Origin of the sequence: Streptococcus oralis (assembly GCF_018448765.2) — a bacterium.
Taxonomy (GTDB): Bacteria; Bacillota; Bacilli; order Lactobacillales; family Streptococcaceae; genus Streptococcus; species Streptococcus oralis_BM.
This window is the reverse complement of record NZ_JAHCMC020000001.1, coordinates 1492708-1509883: the sequence shown is the minus strand read 5'-3', so window position 1 is coordinate 1509883 and position 17176 is coordinate 1492708. Positions and strand designations below refer to the sequence as shown.

Sequence of the window (17176 nt, the reverse complement as noted above, 5' to 3'; positions counted from 1 at the left end):
TGATGAGCCGTGTTTTTTGTGTTATAATATCAATTGTAAATGTAGTAGTTGTGAAAGGAATATATATGTTTGATACTGTAGTTTTAAATCCTTTAGAAATTAATTTAGATTTTAATAACCCTAGATTTTCAATGTTTGATTTTAATACTGAAGAAGAAATAGTCAAATATTTGGTTGAATTTGAGCAGATTAAAGAACTTGCATTTCAAATTGGAGAAAACGGGTATAACACAATAGGTGAACGTATTATCGTTTTAAAAAGCAGAAATGCTGGAAAGATTAATTATACTGTATTAGAAGGTAATCGAAGAATTGCTTCGCTGAAACTTTTGTTTCAGTATTCATCTCTATTAACAAGTTCAGAAAGAAATAAACTTAAACAATTAAATCTGAATCTAAGTGATTTTGAAGTTAGTTGTGATGTAGTAAAAGAAGATACTAGAGACGAAGCGCTTTTTAAAATTAGTGCAAAACATGTTGATGGGATTAAGACATGGAGTGCGACTGATAAAAGGGTATTTTACCATAATCTTTATACCCAATATAGGGAAAAGGGATTATCAAGTGATGAAGCTTTAGATAATATTAAAAATATTACTCCAGAAGGAAAAGTTGCGATAAGAAATGCTATACAACAACTAAATTATTTAACTTCAGTTTATAATGCAGCCAAAATTTATAAGTCTGATTTGGAAAAGTTAACGCATTTAGATACAGATGTTCTTGTGTCGAGAGTTTCAAGACCATTGATTAAAGAGTTAAAACTTGAGTTTAATGATGATTTTCAAGTTGTAGCAAAAAATGAAAAAGTCTATCATGAAATATTAGGATTATTAGGTAAAGCAGTTTGGATTGATAAAAAATTAGATACACGGGTATTTAGTGTACAAGGACAATGGAATGAAATTGTCAAAAGTGACAAAGTAATACCAGGTTTAGCTGACAAAATTAAGGAATATAAAGAATCTGAAAAAATCAACGGTTCTAATGAAGAGTCATTAAAAAATACTCCTATAAGTAATGATACAAAAACTACTGAAGATAGTGTGGGAGATAATAAAGAGACTCCTAACTTACCAGCAAATGATACGCGTGAGAATACTACGAATAATAATGACACACAAAATCAAGAAACAAAATATAAATTCTTTGTTCCCAAGCAATCAGTTACTATACAACGAGAAAATTATGATTTAGCTGATGATATTGAATTGCGAGATGATAAAAATAATAAAGTTTCAAGACAAAGTTCAGAATATTCTAGGCTTTTAATTAGTTGCAATCATCAAAATATCGTAATTACAGATAATATTATAGAGTCTATTTCTGAAAATGGGACGTACACTATCGATGTTAAATATAATGGACAAACTAAACATTTTCCAATATGTTTAAATATAGCGATTAATAATCAGCAACAGGAATATCAAGTTTTATTTAACCAACGGTGGTATGATGAGTCTTTATCAAAGTTATCAGCTAATCCCAAGTATTTTAAAATTTGTGGAGTGATAAGAAACTTACAAAAATACAACTCTTTATCACATAGTAACGACGAATATATCATAATTGCATTTTTACTTCGTGCGTTAATTGAATATACTACTAAAGCTTACATAGACTTATTCTCAGTTAAGAAGCCTGCTGATAATTTATCCTCCCTTATTACCACAGTTAAAGGACATTTATCTGATAAAGGGTTATTAAATAAAGAGGAAGTAAAGGCGTTAAAAAATACTAATGATATAGAAACATTAAATGGTTTAATTCATGATTACGGGACCACTATAAGTTCCATTGATATTAAAACCACTTGCAGTAAGTATCAAAACTTTTTCTCTGTTGTTTTTAATAGACTATCAGAAGGAGTAAACAATGGATAACTTTAGCCCGTTACGCTATCCTGGAGGAAAAAATAAAACTTATCAATACGTTAAATATCTGGTAGAGAATAACAATATTGATACCTATATAGAACCGTTTTGTGGTGGAGCTGCAGTAGCATTAAAACTGTTGCTTAATAACAATGTAAAAAGAATAATGTTAAATGATTTTGATAGATCCATTTATGCAATGTGGTTTTCTATTTTACATGATACTGAAGCTTTTATAAAAAGAGTAAGGGAAGCAGAATTTACAATTGAAGAATGGGACAAACAGCAGGACATTCAAAAAAATAAAGAAAATGCTGATCTACTTACATTAGGATTTTCTACATTTTATTTAAATAGAACAAATCGTTCAGGTATAATCCAGGCGGGACCTATAGGTGGTAGAAATCAGATAGGCAATTATAAAATGAATTGTCGATATAATACGGAAGTATTAGTAAATAAAATTGAATTAATTGCTAAAAATAAGAGTAAAATCAATTTGTATAATATAGATGCTATTGAATTTATTAAAAATAATATTAATCGTACAAAACGCTCTCTGACTTTTTTTGACCCGCCATATTATGTTAAGGGGAAACAATTGTACACAAATTTTTATGAACACATAGATCATTTAGAATTACGAGAAACTATTGACAAATATATGAGTAAACATAAGTGGATTCTTACATATGATTTTCACGAAGAAATCCAAAATATGTACTCAAAATTTGAGCATTTTCCTTATATGTTAAACTATAGTGCAGGTAATTCAAAAAAAGGAATAGAATATATTTTTTTTAGTGAAGAATTATCATCAGCTAAAATCAACGAGTATTTACACATTTTATAAATAGCATCTTAAACTAAGATTAGTTAGTTCAAACAATAACTGATAATTTTTTAGATTTTAAAACTTGTAAGCTAGCAATAGAGTAAAGGGGATTTTTTATAATTTCTAAGGAATGATTCAATTGATTTGTATTTTCTTAAAATGATATACTAGAATGGTTAGCCAACAATTTAGAAAGCAGGTTACTACATGACAAATTCTGTAAGTTCGAACCGACCTGAGAAGTACAATATTGCAGCTTAATTTTCATATATCATTGGCATCGAATTCATCTGGATTGATACCGAAAATCCACCTCACAATGCCATTGGCTGGGTAACAAAGAAATAAAAAGTCCTGTCACTTTCTCCCATTTAACCTTTGACTATTCCGCAAAATTATCGTACAATAAAGAGTACATGATAAAATGAGGTCAGAGTCTGTTCACTCTGGCGATAGTAGTAAAAATGAGGAGAAACGCTTTGGAATTAGAAGTATTTGCTGGGCAAGAAAAAAGTGAACTATCTATGATTGAGGTAGCGCGTGCTATCTTGGAACTTCGTGGTCGCGACCATGAGATGCATTTTAGTGATCTTGTAAACGAAATTCAAAACTACCTTGGAACATCAAACAGCGATATCCGTGAAGCTTTACCTTTGTTCTACACAGAGTTGAACTTTGACGGTAGCTTCATCTCTCTTGGAGACAACAAATGGGGCCTTCGTTCATGGTATGGTGTGGACGAAATCGACGAAGAAATCATCGCTCTTGAAGAAAGTGACGACGATGAAGTAGCACCAAAAGCTAAGAAAAAACGTGTCAATGCATTCATGGATGGCGATTCAGATGCTATTGACTACAATGCAGATGATCCAGAAGACGAAGATGCGTACGAAGCCGATCCAGCTCTTTCATACGATGATGAAAATCCAGATGATGAGAAAAATGAAGTGGAAGCTTACGATGCAGAAATCAACGAAATTGCTCCTGATGACTTGGGAGAAGATGTGGATCTCAACGAAGAAGACGATGAGTTTTCTGATGATGACGCTGAAACGAGTGAAGAAGAGTAAAAAACTTCACAGAGGAGATCGCCTGGTCTCCTTTTTTGTTCCTTGAGCAGGGTCATCCGTTTGGATGTGGATCTTTAGTTGGTTTTCTGAAAGCAATTTTCTTATTTTCAGGTTTTACTGATTCGGGTTGACAAATGTTCTGCTTTAAGGTATCATATTGTTCGGGCACCTCTTTTAGAGGTCGGAGCTCCCTAGTTACTAGGGAGCTATTTTTGTTTTTCAGGAAGTTTTCTTGAAAAGTCGTTATTCATAAGGGTCTTGTTTTCTATGTCCCCTCGTAGTTAACAAGGCCTTGAGCATTTTAGAAAGAGGAATTTATGTCTACGAAATATATTTTTGTAACTGGTGGTGTGGTATCGTCTATTGGGAAAGGGATTGTGGCAGCAAGTCTGGGCCGTCTCTTGAAAAATCGTGGTCTCAAAGTAACCATTCAAAAATTTGATCCTTATATCAATATTGATCCGGGGACCATGAGTCCTTACCAGCACGGAGAAGTCTTTGTGACAGATGATGGGGCTGAGACAGATTTGGACTTGGGTCACTATGAACGTTTCATCGATATCAATCTCAACAAATATTCCAACGTGACAACTGGTAAAATCTACAGTGAAGTTCTTCGTAAGGAACGCCGTGGCGAATACCTTGGGGCAACTGTCCAAGTCATTCCTCATATCACAGATGCTTTGAAAGAGAAAATCAAGCGTGCTGCTGTAACGACTGACTCTGATGTCATTATCACAGAGGTTGGTGGAACCGTTGGGGATATAGAGTCCTTGCCATTCCTAGAGGCCCTTCGTCAGATGAAGGCAGATGTGGGTGCAGATAATGTCATGTATATCCATACAACCTTGCTTCCTTATCTTAAGGCTGCTGGTGAGATGAAGACCAAGCCAACTCAACATTCTGTAAAAGAATTGCGCGGTTTGGGAATCCAGCCAAATATGTTGGTCATTCGTACAGAAAAACCAGCTGGTCAGGGCATTAAAAATAAACTAGCACAGTTCTGTGATGTGGCACCAGAAGCTGTTATTGAATCTTTGGATGTTGAACACCTTTACCAAATTCCATTGAACTTGCAGGCACAAGGTATGGACCAAATTGTTTGTGACCATTTGAAACTAGATGCAGCAGCAGCGGATATGACAGAGTGGTCAGCCATGGTGGACAAGGTCATGAACCTCAAGAAACAAGTCAAGATTTCCCTCGTTGGTAAGTATGTGGAGTTGCAAGATGCCTACATCTCAGTGGTCGAAGCCTTAAAACACTCTGGTTATGCCAACGACGCAGAAGTGAAGATTAATTGGATTAATGCCAATGATGTGACAGCAGAGAATGTGGCAGAACTCTTGTCTGATGCGGACGGAATCATCGTTCCAGGTGGTTTCGGCCAACGTGGTACGGAAGGGAAAATCCAAGCCATCCGTTATGCGCGTGAAAATGATGTTCCAATGTTGGGTGTCTGCTTGGGAATGCAGTTGACTTGTATCGAGTTTGCTCGTCACGTTTTGGGTCTTGAAGGTGCAAATTCTGCAGAACTTGCACCAGATACAAAATACCCTATCATTGATATTATGCGTGACCAGGTTGATGTTGAAGATATGGGTGGAACCCTTCGTTTGGGACTTTATCCATCTAAGTTGAAACGTGGTTCTAAGGCAGCAGCTGCTTACCATAATCAAGAAGTGGTGCAACGCCGTCACCGTCACCGTTATGAGTTTAACAACACCTTTCGTGAACAGTTTGAGGCGGCAGGTTTTGTCTTCTCAGGAGTCTCTCCAGACAATCGTTTGGTAGAAATTGTGGAAATTCCTGAAAATAAATTCTTTGTAGCTTGTCAGTATCACCCTGAACTGTCAAGCCGTCCAAACCGTCCAGAAGAACTCTACACTGCCTTTGTCACTGCAGCGGTTGAGAACAGCAATTAGCAAAATTCGAACCTTTGAGAATAATCTCAGAGGTTTTTTAATTCATTCAGGAACTCAGGCGCTTGGCAATAAGAATTAGACTCACTGAGGGAAGAGATTTTCCTTGCTCGTATACGGCTTCCCTATTTGTCCTAGAGCCCTTTTTGTGTTACAATGAATGGTATGAAAGCTAAGAAATTATGGATGACTGGCTTGACTGTGGCTGGTCTAAGTGCCCTCGCTTTGGGTGCCAAAAAAGCAGCAGATAACCACAAACTCATGAAGACGCAAGAAGAGTTGACCGCTATCGTGCGCGAACTTTTCTCAGATATGGGTGAGATTGCGACTATCTATGTTCAAGTCTACGAAAGTAGCCTAGAGCGACTCGTCGGAGGAGTCGTTTTCGAGGATGGTCGTCACTATACCTTTGTCTATGAAAATGAAGACCTGGTCTATGAGGAGGAAGTCTTATGATTACTCCCGATAGTATAGAAGAACTAGCAGGTTTTGTCGAGCAAGATGGCAAGAAGGTCTTCCTTTTTGTGGCGGACTGGTGTGGCGATTGTCGTTATATCTATCCAGCCTTGCCAGAGATTGAGGAAACCAATCCAGAGTTCACCTTTATTCGAGTGGACCGAGACCAGTATCTGGATCTGGCCAAACTCTGGGATGTGTACGGCATTCCTAGTCTTGTTGTGCTAGAAAAGGACAAGGAAATCGGCCGATTTGTCAATCGTGACCGTAAAAGCAAGCAACAAATTAACGACTTTTTAGCAGGACTGAAATAGGAGAAAATGGAAATAATGATTTTTACATATAATAAAGAGCATGTTGGCGATGTCCTTATGATCATCGTGAAAAATAGCGGAGATGCCAAGTTGGATGTGGAGCGCAAAGGCAAGGTAGTCCGTGTGTTCATCAAAGAAAATGGGGAAACAGTAGCTTGGAATATTTTCGAAGTTTCGAGTTTGTTTGAAATTGCAGAGCGCGGTCAAGTCTTTTTGACAGATGAGCAAGTCGCTCGTTTAAACCAAGAGTTGCGAGCGGAAGGCTTTGCAGAAGAGATTGTCAATGACAAAGAACCTAAGTTTGTTGTCGGTGAAATTATCGAGATGGTCGCTCACCCAGATAGTGACCACCTCAACATCTGCCAAGTGGCCGTCGCAAGTGACAAGACAGTGCAAATCGTGGCAGGAGCACCTAATGCGCGTGTTGGGTTGAAAACCATTGTAGCTCTTCCTGGAGCGATGATGCCAAAAGGCAATCTCATTTTCCCAGGCGAGCTTCGCGGTGAAAAGAGTTTTGGCATGATGTGCAGCCCTCGTGAATTGCATTTGCCAAATGCTCCGCAAAAACGTGGGGTTATTGAATTATCAGAAGACCAAGTTGTCGGAACTCCATTTGACCCAGCCAAACACTGGACTGCCTAGGAAGTTGTCAGTGCCTGATAGACCAGATAGAGGGGGATAAGATGGCGAAAAATGTAGTGATTACAGGAGCGACCTCTGGAATTGGTGAAGCGATTGCGCGTGCTTATCTGGAGCAGGGGGAGAATGTCGTTCTAACAGGGCGACGGACAGACAGATTAGAGGCTCTCAAGTCAGAGTTTACAGAAACTTTTCCTAATCAAACCGTTTGGACCTTTCCACTGGATGTCACGGATATGACCATGGTCAAGACTGTCTGCTCCGATATTTTGGAAACGATAGGGCAGATTGATATCTTGGTCAATAACGCTGGACTAGCTCTTGGCTTGGCTCCCTATCAAGACCATGAAGAATTGGATATGCTGACCATGTTAGATACCAATGTCAAGGGTTTGATGGCAGTCACTCGCTGTTTCTTGCCAGCAATGGTAAAAGCCAATCAGGGTCACATTATCAACATGGGGTCAACCGCAGGAATTTATGCCTATGCTGGGGCAGCTGTTTACTCAGCCACCAAGGCTGCAGTCAAGACTTTTTCAGATGGACTGCGAATTGATACCATTGCGACAGATATCAAGGTGACCACCATTCAACCCGGAATTGTTGAAACAGATTTTTCTGCGGTACGTTTCCACGGTGACAAAGAGCGTGCTGCTACCGTCTATCAGGGAATCGAAGCTCTGCAAGCACAAGACATCGCAGACACTGTTGTCTATGTGACCAGTCAACCCCGTCGTGTGCAGATTACAGATATGACCATTATGGCCAATCAACAAGCTACAGGTTTCATGGTTCATAAAAAATAAAAAATTTTCTCGAAAAGTTATAAATTTTTGTAACTTTTTTTGATTCCTTGCGAATAGATAAGTAGGAGGAAGAAAATATGTATAATAAAGTTATCATGATCGGGCGCTTGACGTCTACACCAGAATTGCACAAAACCAACAATGACAAGTCAGTAGCGCGAGCAACTATCGCTGTGAATCGTCGTTACAAAGACCAAAACGGTGAACGTGAGGCTGACTTTGTCAATCTGGTTCTTTGGGGAAAATTGGCTGAAACCTTGGCAAGCTACGCAACTAAAGGTAGTCTTATCTCTGTGGATGGAGAACTTCGTACTCGTCGCTTTGAGAAAAATGGCCAGATGAACTATGTGACTGAAGTCCTTGCCACAGGATTCCAACTTTTGGAAAGCCGCGCCCAACGTGCTTTGCGTGAAAATAACGCAGGACAGGATTTGGCAGACTTGGTTTTGGAAGAGGAAGAATTGCCATTTTAAGCATTGAAAAGTCTGAGTTGGTCTCAGGCTTTTTTATATTGAGAAAGTCAGACTTTTTTCTTGACTATTTCTGACCAAGTGATACAATAGAACTATGAATTAGCACTCGGTTACAAAGAGTGCTAATAATATGTAGTTCATCATGGAGGAAAACAGATGTTGAAACCATTAGGAGACCGTGTGGTCTTGAAAATCGAAGAAAAAGAACAAACTGTTGGAGGCTTTGTCCTTGCAGGCTCAGCCCAAGAAAAAACAAAAACAGCCCAAGTTGTAGCTACTGGACAAGGTGTTCGTACCTTGAACGGTGACTTGGTAGCTCCAAGCGTGAAGCCTGGAGACCGTGTCTTAGTTGAAGCCCATGCAGGTCTTGATATCAAAGATGGCGATGAAAAGTACATTATCGTAGGCGAAGCTAACATTTTGGCTATCATTGAAGAATAGAAGGAGAAAGTAAGTATGTCAAAAGAAATTAAATTTTCATCTGATGCTCGTTCAGCTATGGTCCGTGGTGTCGATATCCTAGCAGACACTGTTAAAGTAACCTTAGGACCAAAAGGTCGTAATGTCGTTCTTGAAAAATCATTTGGCTCACCATTGATTACCAATGACGGTGTTACTATTGCAAAAGAAATCGAGTTGGAAGACCATTTTGAAAATATGGGTGCCAAATTGGTATCAGAAGTAGCTTCAAAAACCAATGATATCGCAGGTGACGGGACAACAACTGCAACTGTCTTGACCCAAGCTATCGTACGTGAAGGAATCAAGAACGTCACAGCAGGTGCCAATCCAATCGGCATTCGTCGGGGGATTGAAGCAGCGGTTGCCGCAGCTGTAGAAGCCTTGAAAAACAATGCCATTCCAGTTGCTAATAAAGAAGCCATCGCTCAAGTTGCTGCCGTATCTTCTCGTTCTGAGAAAGTCGGCGAATACATCTCTGAAGCTATGGAAAAAGTTGGCAAAGATGGAGTCATCACCATTGAAGAGTCACGTGGTATGGAAACGGAACTTGAAGTCGTGGAAGGAATGCAGTTTGACCGTGGTTACCTTTCACAGTACATGGTGACAGATAGCGAAAAAATGGTGGCTGACCTTGAAAATCCATACATTTTGATTACCGACAAGAAGATCTCAAATATCCAAGAAATCTTGCCACTTCTAGAAAGCATTCTCCAAAGCAATCGTCCACTCTTGATTATTGCGGATGATGTAGATGGTGAAGCTCTTCCGACTCTTGTATTGAACAAGATTCGTGGAACCTTCAATGTCGTAGCTGTCAAAGCACCTGGCTTTGGTGACCGTCGTAAGGCTATGTTAGAAGACATCGCTATCTTGACAGGCGGAACAGTCATCACAGAAGATCTTGGTCTTGAATTGAAAGATGCGACAATTGAGGCGCTTGGTCAAGCAGCTAGAGTAACTGTGGACAAAGATAGCACTGTTATCGTAGAAGGTGCTGGAAATCCTGAAGCTATTTCTCACCGTGTTGCAGTTATCAAGTCTCAAATTGAAACTACAACATCTGAATTTGACCGCGAAAAATTGCAAGAACGCTTGGCAAAATTGTCAGGTGGTGTCGCAGTGATCAAGGTCGGTGCTGCAACTGAAACTGAGTTGAAAGAAATGAAACTCCGCATTGAAGATGCCCTCAACGCTACTCGTGCAGCTGTTGAAGAAGGAATCGTTGCTGGTGGCGGAACAGCTCTTGTAAATGTTATTCCAGCCGTAGCTGATTTGGAATTGACAGGAGATGAAGCGACAGGACGCAATATTGTTCTCCGCGCCTTGGAAGAACCTGTTCGTCAAATCGCTCACAATGCGGGATTCGAAGGTTCTATTGTTATTGACCGCTTGAAGAATGCTGAAGTTGGTACAGGCTTCAACGCAGCAACTGGCGAATGGGTCAACATGATTGAAGAGGGAATCATTGACCCAGTTAAAGTGAGCCGTTCAGCTCTTCAAAATGCAGCATCTGTAGCTAGCTTGATTTTGACAACAGAAGCAGTCGTAGCCAATAAACCGGAACCAGCAGCCCCAGCTCCAGCAATGGATCCAAGCATGATGGGCGGGATGATGTAAAAGTAACTTATAAAAAACACAAAAGAAGGGAATACATATCCCTTCTTTTTATGATAATCACTTCTAAATTGGATTGAGCTCTCCTAACTTATATGATAAAATAAGACTAGAAAAAGGAGAAGAACATGATCGATGTAGAAGAAATTCTGAGCAAGATGAATCCCAATCAGAAGATTAATTATGACCGTGTTATGCAAAAAATGGTTCAAGTTTGGGAGAAAAATGAGCAACGTCCCACTATTCTCATGCATGTTTGCTGTGCTCCTTGTAGTACCTACACCCTAGAATACCTGACCAAATACGCGGATGTGACCATCTATTTTGCCAATTCCAATATCCATCCCAAGGCAGAATACCACAAGCGAGCTTACGTCACCAAGAAATTTGTTAATGATTTCAATGAGCGAACAGGAAATACGGTCCAGTATATAGAAGCGCCTTATGAACCCAATGAATACCGGAAGTTAGTCAGAGGACTGGAAGAAGAACCCGAAGGTGGCGATCGTTGCAAGGTTTGTTTTGATTACCGTTTGGATAAAACAGCACAGGTAGCTATGGACTTGGGCTTTGACTACTTTGGTTCAGCCTTGACCATCAGTCCCCATAAGAATTCTCAAACCATCAACAGCATCGGAATTGATGTGCAAAAGATTTATACCACCCACTATCTCCCAAGTGATTTCAAGAAAAATCAAGGCTACAAGCGTTCGGTGGAGATGTGCGAGGAGTATGATATTTATCGTCAATGTTATTGTGGATGCGTCTATGCAGCTCAAGCTCAGAACATTGATCTTGTTCAGATTAAGAAGGATGCCACGGCTTTCTTGTTGGATAAGGATGTTGAAAAAGACTATTCCCACATCAAGTTTACTGTGACTAAATTAGATATATAGAAATCAACCCAGCTGAAAAGCTGGGTTTTTCAAATAAAAAAACCAGGGCTTTCACCCCAGTTTGACAACTTTACCGATTCTTTAGTTCTATGTAGCGTTTGTACCAAATGTTGACATAGGCCTCTGAGAAAGGACCGCGTCCATTGTTGATCCAATCAACAAGGATTTTAACATGTTCTTTCAAAATATAGTCTAAATCATCAGAATACTTCATCTTGCGTTTATGGCGCTCATACTCTTCAACGTCCAAGAGACGTTTTTCACCATCAGTGAAGACCTTGACATCCAAATCGTAATCAATGTATTTCAGGGCTTCCTCATCTAGATAGTAGGGGCTGGCCATATTGCAATAGTAGGAAATCCCATTATCGCGAATCATAGCAATGATATTAAACCAATATTTTTTGTGAAAGTAAACAATAGCCGGTTCTCGAGTCACCCAACGACGACCGTCACTTTCGGTAACAAGTGTGTGGTCGTTGACGCCAATAATAGCGTTCTCTGTTGTTTTTAGTACCATGGTGTCCCTCCAAGTACGGTGAAGACTCCCATCATGCTTATAACTTTGAATTGTAATAAAGTCGCCTTCTTTTGGAAGTTTCATAACTAACCAACTTTCTACAATTTATAAGTTTATCGTTTACTATTATATCATAAATTGGTCTAATTTTTTTGAATTTTACACGAAAATATTAAAGATATTCTCTGAGAGCGCTTGCTATATCCGAAAAATCATAGCCTTTTCGAGCTAAAACTTGGGTTAAGCGTTGTTTAAGTTCGTATCCTTCATACTTTCGAGCATACTTAGCATATTGTTTGTCTAGCTCTTTAAAAATAAGTTCTTGAGTCGTTTCTTGGTCAACTTGACTATCCAAGTCGTCAAAGGCATTTTTAGCATCAGCATAGGAGAAGCCTTTGTTGGTCAAGTTTTGGATAATCTTATCTTGCAAAGCGCGAGCAGGAAGCTTTCCGGTGTATTTTTTAAGCAGTTTCTCCGCTACACGTTGAGCAACTTCTTTATAGTCAAAATCCTTTAGAACACCTTCAATAGTTGATTTAGCAACTCCTTTTTGAGTTAGTTTTTGAGTTAGTAAATAGGGTCCTTTATCTCCAGAAAGTTGATTGGCATTGATGACGGAATAAGCATACTGATGGTCATTAATCCAGTTATCTTCTTTTAGATTAGCGATAACTTGACTAGCGATTGTATCTTCAATATCATACTTGTCCAGATACTTTCGCACTTCTTTTTCAGTACGAGACTTGAAGGATAGATGGTAGAGAGCAAGATTTTTACCATAAGAAAACTGGGCAAAATCCTGAATCTCGGTCAGTTCTTCTTTGCTAATGACCTTATCTCGAGACAGCATAAAATGGACAATGGTATCTTCAGTGATATAAGAGGTTTGCTGATGATCTAGCTCCATCATGTAGAGGCGTTTTTTCTTTTCGAGTTTTGTGATTTTCATGGTTTCCTTTTATCCAAATGCTTCAAAGGCAGCAACGAGTCGAAGTTTGTTTGTGTCGACCTCTTCTCTGCCGTAATAGTCAAGAAACAGTTCAGCGTATTTAGGGTTATCTAGGTTATAGTTTAGAGACCAAACTGCCCAAAAGAGATCGATATGACGATCACTAAAATCAGCCAAGCCTAGATCAATAAAGCAAGAGAAACGGCTAGCATCTTTTAGAATAAAGTTTGGTAGACAGGCATCACCGTGAATAAAGGCATCAGTCTTTAAAAGGTGTCCTTGTTCTTGGATGAGTTGGAAGGCCTCTTCGCGACTATTAATCTGAAATTGGGGTAGGATGGCCTTGGCATAGAACTCGCCTTTTTCATAGTTTTTCAAAGCTCTATCTTTATAGGTTTGTAAATGATTTTCTGATGGAAAATTGTGTGGGTGTAAGTTGTGAAGTTTTTTAAGGGCATGTGCCATGGTTCGGCAAATTGTTTCTGGCTGATCCAGAAAGGCAAGGGCATCTTTGCCAGGCGCTTCTTTTGTTAAAAGGTAGTCTTTATCTGTAGATAAGTAGTCGATAACTGGAGTTCCCAGTCCTTTAGTTTCAAACCACCTTGCAATGGCAGCTTCTCGCTCTAATCTTCTCTTTTGATCAATTTTCAAATAGTAACCTGAATCAAGATAGAGAACCGTTGCGCCTGAATGAGAAGAGCTGTCAGAAAGGGTTGCTCCCTCTATATAAGTTCGTAATTGCTCAGGAAAATCCAATGGGGGAAAATGAGATGTCTTTGTATTCATAGTTTTATTGTAACATATTCTTAACCATTGAGAAACTACGTGGTATAATAGACTTATGAATCTAAAAGTCAAACAAAAAATACCTTTAAAAATCAAGCGTATGGGCATCAATGGTGAGGGAATCGGTTTTTACCAGAAAACCCTCGTTTTTGTGCCAGGTGCCCTCAAGGGAGAAGATATCTATTGTCAGATTACTTCTATTAAACGTAACTTTGTAGAAGCAAAGTTACTCAAAGTTAATAAAAAGTCCAAATTCAGAGTAGTCCCAGCCTGTACCATTTATAACGAATGTGGCGGATGTCAAATTATGCATCTCCACTATGATAAACAGTTAGAGTTTAAAACAGATTTGCTCCACCAAGCCTTGAAAAAATTTGCTCCTGCAGGATATGAAAACTATGAAATCCGTCCAACTATCGGAATGTCAGAACCAAAATATTACAGAGCAAAACTGCAATTTCAAACACGAAAATTCAACAATCAGGTCAAGGCAGGCTTGTATGCACAAAACTCTCATTACCTCGTAGAGTTGAAAGACTGCTTGGTACAAGATAAGGAAACCCAAGTGATTGCGAATCGCCTAGCTGAGCTTCTCACTTACCATCAAATTCCCATTACCGATGAGAGAAAAACGCTAGGTGTTCGCACCATCATGGTACGTCGGGCAAGAAAAACTGGACAAGTTCAGATCATCATCGTCACAAATCGCCAGCTGAATTTAAATCAACTAGTCAAAGACCTCGTCAAGGATTTTCCAGAGGTTGTGACGGTTGCAGTCAATACAAATACAGCAAAAACAAGTGAAATCTATGGAGAAAAGACAGAAATTATCTGGGGCCAAGAGAGTATTCAAGAAGGAGTACTCGACTATGAGTTTTCTCTCTCCCCTCGAGCCTTCTATCAGCTCAATCCTGAGCAGACCGAGATTCTCTATAGTCAAGCGGTTAAGGCCCTAGATGTTAGTGAAGAAGATCATTTGATTGATGCCTATTGCGGTGTTGGGACGATTGGATTTGCTTTCGCGAAGAAGGTCAAGAGCCTCAGAGGAATGGACATTATCCCGGAAGCCATTGAAGATGCCAAGCGAAATGCCCAGAGAATGGGATTTGATAACGCCTATTATGAAGCTGGGACTGCAGAAGAGATTATTCCACGTTGGTACAAAGAAGGCTACCGAGCAGATGCCCTGATAGTCGACCCTCCTCGAACGGGTTTAGATGACAAGTTATTAGATACCATCCTAACCTATGTACCAGGAAAAATGGTTTATGTTTCTTGTAATGTTTCGACATTAGCGCGAGATTTGGTTAAACTGGTAAAAGTCTATGATCTCCAGTATATCCAGTCGGTCGATATGTTTCCCCACACGGCACGGACAGAAGCAGTGGTTAAGTTAGTGAAGAAAAATTAAATTCACTGGAAAAAGTTCTTGACAAAGGGAGAAAAGAAGGTATAATAGAAAGAGTTGAAAAGCTCAGGTCCGTTGGTCAAGGGGTTAAGACACCGCCTTTTCACGGCGGTAACACGGGTTCGAATCCCGTACGGACTATGGTGTATTGCGGTTAGAAAAAACTTGAAAAAAGTTTAAAAAATCTGTTGACAGAGGCAGGTAGCTGTGATATACTAATATAGTTGTCGCTTGAGAGAGATTGAGTGACAAAGACCTTTGAAAACTGAACAAGACGAACCAATGTGCAGGGCACTACAACTTTAGTTGTAGTACTGAACAATGAAAAAACAATAAATCTGTCAGTGACAGAAATGAGTGAGAACTCAAACTTTTAATGAGAGTTTGATCCTGGCTCAGGACGAACGCTGGCGGCGTGCCTAATACATGCAAGTAGAACGCTGAAGGAGGAGCTTGCTTCTCTGGATGAGTTGCGAACGGGTGAGTAACGCGTAGGTAACCTGCCTGGTAGCGGGGGATAACTATTGGAAACGATAGCTAATACCGCATAATATTGACTATTGCATGATAGTCAATTAAAAGGTGCAATTGCATCACTACCAGATGGACCTGCGTTGTATTAGCTAGTTGGTGGGGTAACGGCTCACCAAGGCGACGATACATAGCCGACCTGAGAGGGTGATCGGCCACACTGGGACTGAGACACGGCCCAGACTCCTACGGGAGGCAGCAGTAGGGAATCTTCGGCAATGGACGGAAGTCTGACCGAGCAACGCCGCGTGAGTGAAGAAGGTTTTCGGATCGTAAAGCTCTGTTGTAAGAGAAGAACGAGTGTGAGAGTGGAAAGTTCACACTGTGACGGTATCTTACCAGAAAGGGACGGCTAACTACGTGCCAGCAGCCGCGGTAATACGTAGGTCCCGAGCGTTGTCCGGATTTATTGGGCGTAAAGCGAGCGCAGGCGGTTAGATAAGTCTGAAGTTAAAGGCTGTGGCTTAACCATAGTACGCTTTGGAAACTGTTTAACTTGAGTGCAAGAGGGGAGAGTGGAATTCCATGTGTAGCGGTGAAATGCGTAGATATATGGAGGAACACCGGTGGCGAAAGCGGCTCTCTGGCTTGTAACTGACGCTGAGGCTCGAAAGCGTGGGGAGCAAACAGGATTAGATACCCTGGTAGTCCACGCCGTAAACGATGAGTGCTAGGTGTTAGACCCTTTCCGGGGTTTAGTGCCGCAGCTAACGCATTAAGCACTCCGCCTGGGGAGTACGACCGCAAGGTTGAAACTCAAAGGAATTGACGGGGGCCCGCACAAGCGGTGGAGCATGTGGTTTAATTCGAAGCAACGCGAAGAACCTTACCAGGTCTTGACATCCCTCTGACGGCTCTAGAGATAGAGTTTTCCTTCGGGACAGAGGTGACAGGTGGTGCATGGTTGTCGTCAGCTCGTGTCGTGAGATGTTGGGTTAAGTCCCGCAACGAGCGCAACCCCTATTGTTAGTTGCCATCATTTAGTTGGGCACTCTAGCGAGACTGCCGGTAATAAACCGGAGGAAGGTGGGGATGACGTCAAATCATCATGCCCCTTATGACCTGGGCTACACACGTGCTACAATGGCTGGTACAACGAGTCGCAAGCCGGTGACGGCAAGCTAATCTCTTAAAGCCAGTCTCAGTTCGGATTGTAGGCTGCAACTCGCCTACATGAAGTCGGAATCGCTAGTAATCGCGGATCAGCACGCCGCGGTGAATACGTTCCCGGGCCTTGTACACACCGCCCGTCACACCACGAGAGTTTGTAACACCCGAAGTCGGTGAGGTAACCTTTTAGGAGCCAGCCGCCTAAGGTGGGATAGATGATTGGGGTGAAGTCGTAACAAGGTAGCCGTATCGGAAGGTGCGGCTGGATCACCTCCTTTCTAAGGATAAGGAACTGCGCATTGGTCTTGTTTAGTCTTGAGAGGTCTTGTGGGGCCTTAGCTCAGCTGGGAGAGCGCCTGCTTTGCACGCAGGAGGTCAGCGGTTCGATCCCGCTAGGCTCCATTGGTGAGAGATCACCAAGTAATGCACATTGAAAATTGAATATCTATATCAAATAGTAACAAGAAAATAAACCGAAACGCTGTAGTATTAAAAGAGTTTATGACTGAAA

Annotated in this window: 16 protein-coding genes, 2 tRNA genes and 1 rRNA gene; 16 read left to right on the top strand and 3 right to left on the bottom strand. The window is 40.6% G+C overall.

Annotated features, from left to right (window positions below; genetic code table 11):
- The first annotated feature begins 65 nt into the window (after positions 1-65).
- The 12 genes from KIH88_RS07575 to KIH88_RS07520 all read left to right on the top strand — a co-directional run bounded on the left by KIH88_RS07575 (position 66) and on the right by KIH88_RS07520 (position 11361).
- Positions 66-1883, top strand: a complete 1818-nt coding sequence (locus KIH88_RS07575; RefSeq protein WP_212576598.1) for a hypothetical protein — start codon at positions 66-68, stop codon at positions 1881-1883.
- Positions 1876-2727 (top strand): DNA adenine methylase, encoded by an 852-nt coding sequence (locus KIH88_RS07570; RefSeq protein WP_212576599.1) that lies wholly within the window; start codon positions 1876-1878, stop codon positions 2725-2727. Before KIH88_RS07575 ends, KIH88_RS07570 begins: the two co-directional genes overlap by 8 nt.
- 461 nt (positions 2728-3188) lie before the next feature.
- Positions 3189-3779, top strand: a complete 591-nt coding sequence (rpoE, locus tag KIH88_RS07565) for a DNA-directed RNA polymerase subunit delta (protein WP_000418415.1) — start codon at positions 3189-3191, stop codon at positions 3777-3779.
- Between the two features lie 317 nt (positions 3780-4096).
- Positions 4097-5704, top strand: coding sequence for a CTP synthase (locus tag KIH88_RS07560; RefSeq protein ID WP_044020289.1), 1608 nt, complete (start codon positions 4097-4099; stop codon positions 5702-5704).
- A gap of 153 nt (positions 5705-5857) precedes the next feature.
- Positions 5858-6157: a DUF4651 domain-containing protein gene (locus KIH88_RS07555; protein ID WP_096753422.1), complete on the top strand. Its 300-nt coding sequence runs from the start codon at positions 5858-5860 to the stop codon at positions 6155-6157.
- On the top strand, positions 6154-6471 hold the full coding sequence (locus KIH88_RS07550) for a thioredoxin family protein (RefSeq protein WP_213988861.1): 318 nt from the start codon (positions 6154-6156) through the stop codon (positions 6469-6471). Before KIH88_RS07555 ends, KIH88_RS07550 begins: the two co-directional genes overlap by 4 nt.
- A gap of 15 nt (positions 6472-6486) precedes the next feature.
- Complete coding sequence (ytpR, locus tag KIH88_RS07545) at positions 6487-7113, top strand: YtpR family tRNA-binding protein (RefSeq protein WP_095726468.1); 627 nt, start codon at positions 6487-6489, stop codon at positions 7111-7113.
- A 41-nt stretch (positions 7114-7154) separates the two neighbouring features.
- Entirely contained in the window at positions 7155-7916 is a 762-nt protein-coding gene (locus KIH88_RS07540) for an SDR family NAD(P)-dependent oxidoreductase (protein WP_213988860.1), read from the top strand.
- A gap of 77 nt (positions 7917-7993) precedes the next feature.
- Complete coding sequence (locus KIH88_RS07535) at positions 7994-8389, top strand: single-stranded DNA-binding protein (RefSeq protein ID WP_000282458.1); 396 nt, start codon at positions 7994-7996, stop codon at positions 8387-8389.
- A gap of 156 nt (positions 8390-8545) precedes the next feature.
- Positions 8546-8830, top strand: a complete 285-nt coding sequence (gene groES / locus KIH88_RS07530) for a co-chaperone GroES (protein ID WP_000917327.1) — start codon at positions 8546-8548, stop codon at positions 8828-8830.
- Positions 8831-8845: 15 nt separating this feature from the next.
- Entirely contained in the window at positions 8846-10468 is a 1623-nt protein-coding gene (groL, locus tag KIH88_RS07525) for a chaperonin GroEL (RefSeq protein WP_000031559.1), read from the top strand.
- 125 nt (positions 10469-10593) lie between these two features.
- A complete protein-coding gene (locus KIH88_RS07520) occupies positions 10594-11361 on the top strand; it encodes an epoxyqueuosine reductase QueH (protein ID WP_125841429.1) in 768 nt (255 codons plus the stop codon).
- A 70-nt stretch (positions 11362-11431) separates the two neighbouring features.
- Here KIH88_RS07520 and ntdP read toward each other — a convergent pair whose 3' ends face one another.
- The 3 genes from ntdP to KIH88_RS07505 form a co-directional block, all read right to left on the bottom strand.
- Positions 11432-11965 carry a nucleoside tri-diphosphate phosphatase gene (gene ntdP, locus KIH88_RS07515; protein ID WP_000775318.1) on the bottom strand — a complete coding sequence of 178 codons (534 nt, stop codon included), beginning with the start codon at positions 11963-11965 and terminating at the stop codon, positions 11432-11434.
- Between the two features lie 88 nt (positions 11966-12053).
- On the bottom strand, positions 12054-12830 hold the full coding sequence (recX, locus tag KIH88_RS07510) for a recombination regulator RecX (RefSeq protein ID WP_213988859.1): 777 nt from the start codon (positions 12828-12830) through the stop codon (positions 12054-12056).
- Positions 12831-12839: 9 nt separating this feature from the next.
- On the bottom strand, positions 12840-13616 hold the full coding sequence (locus KIH88_RS07505) for an aminoglycoside 3'-phosphotransferase (protein WP_213988858.1): 777 nt from the start codon (positions 13614-13616) through the stop codon (positions 12840-12842).
- Positions 13617-13671: 55 nt separating this feature from the next.
- On the opposite strand from KIH88_RS07505, the gene rlmD reads away from it, so the two are divergent.
- From rlmD to KIH88_RS07485, 4 genes are all read left to right on the top strand, one after another.
- The gene (gene rlmD, locus KIH88_RS07500) at positions 13672-15027 is read left to right on the top strand and encodes a 23S rRNA (uracil(1939)-C(5))-methyltransferase RlmD (RefSeq protein WP_213988857.1); all 1356 of its coding nucleotides are present in this window, start codon (positions 13672-13674) and stop codon (positions 15025-15027) included.
- A gap of 66 nt (positions 15028-15093) precedes the next feature.
- Positions 15094-15165: transfer RNA gene (locus tag KIH88_RS07495), tRNA-Glu, on the top strand.
- A 231-nt stretch (positions 15166-15396) separates the two neighbouring features.
- Positions 15397-16943, top strand: a 16S ribosomal RNA gene (locus KIH88_RS07490).
- Positions 16944-16994: 51 nt separating this feature from the next.
- A tRNA-Ala gene (locus KIH88_RS07485) sits at positions 16995-17067 on the top strand.
- Positions 17068-17176 lie beyond the last annotated feature (109 nt).

Bases quoted from the DNA above. Each gene is read 5' to 3' on its own strand.
- KIH88_RS07550 (WP_213988861.1), top strand. From the start codon at position 6,154: ATGATTACTCCCGATAGTATAGAAGAACTAGCAGGTTTTGTCGAGCAA.
- KIH88_RS07520 (WP_125841429.1), top strand. From the start codon at position 10,594: ATGATCGATGTAGAAGAAATTCTGAGCAAGATGAATCCCAATCAGAAG.
- KIH88_RS07575 (WP_212576598.1), top strand. From the start codon at position 66: ATGTTTGATACTGTAGTTTTAAATCCTTTAGAAATTAATTTAGATTTT.
- KIH88_RS07535 (WP_000282458.1), top strand. From the start codon at position 7,994: ATGTATAATAAAGTTATCATGATCGGGCGCTTGACGTCTACACCAGAA.
- KIH88_RS07570 (WP_212576599.1), top strand. From the start codon at position 1,876: ATGGATAACTTTAGCCCGTTACGCTATCCTGGAGGAAAAAATAAAACT.
- KIH88_RS07560 (WP_044020289.1), top strand. From the start codon at position 4,097: ATGTCTACGAAATATATTTTTGTAACTGGTGGTGTGGTATCGTCTATT.
- recX (WP_213988859.1), bottom strand. From the start codon at position 12,830: ATGAAAATCACAAAACTCGAAAAGAAAAAACGCCTCTACATGATGGAG.
- KIH88_RS07555 (WP_096753422.1), top strand. From the start codon at position 5,858: ATGAATGGTATGAAAGCTAAGAAATTATGGATGACTGGCTTGACTGTG.
- groL (WP_000031559.1), top strand. From the start codon at position 8,846: ATGTCAAAAGAAATTAAATTTTCATCTGATGCTCGTTCAGCTATGGTC.
- KIH88_RS07505 (WP_213988858.1), bottom strand. From the start codon at position 13,616: ATGAATACAAAGACATCTCATTTTCCCCCATTGGATTTTCCTGAGCAA.
- ytpR (WP_095726468.1), top strand. From the start codon at position 6,487: ATGATTTTTACATATAATAAAGAGCATGTTGGCGATGTCCTTATGATC.
- groES (WP_000917327.1), top strand. From the start codon at position 8,546: ATGTTGAAACCATTAGGAGACCGTGTGGTCTTGAAAATCGAAGAAAAA.
- rlmD (WP_213988857.1), top strand. From the start codon at position 13,672: ATGAATCTAAAAGTCAAACAAAAAATACCTTTAAAAATCAAGCGTATG.
- ntdP (WP_000775318.1), bottom strand. From the start codon at position 11,965: ATGAAACTTCCAAAAGAAGGCGACTTTATTACAATTCAAAGTTATAAG.
- KIH88_RS07540 (WP_213988860.1), top strand. From the start codon at position 7,155: ATGGCGAAAAATGTAGTGATTACAGGAGCGACCTCTGGAATTGGTGAA.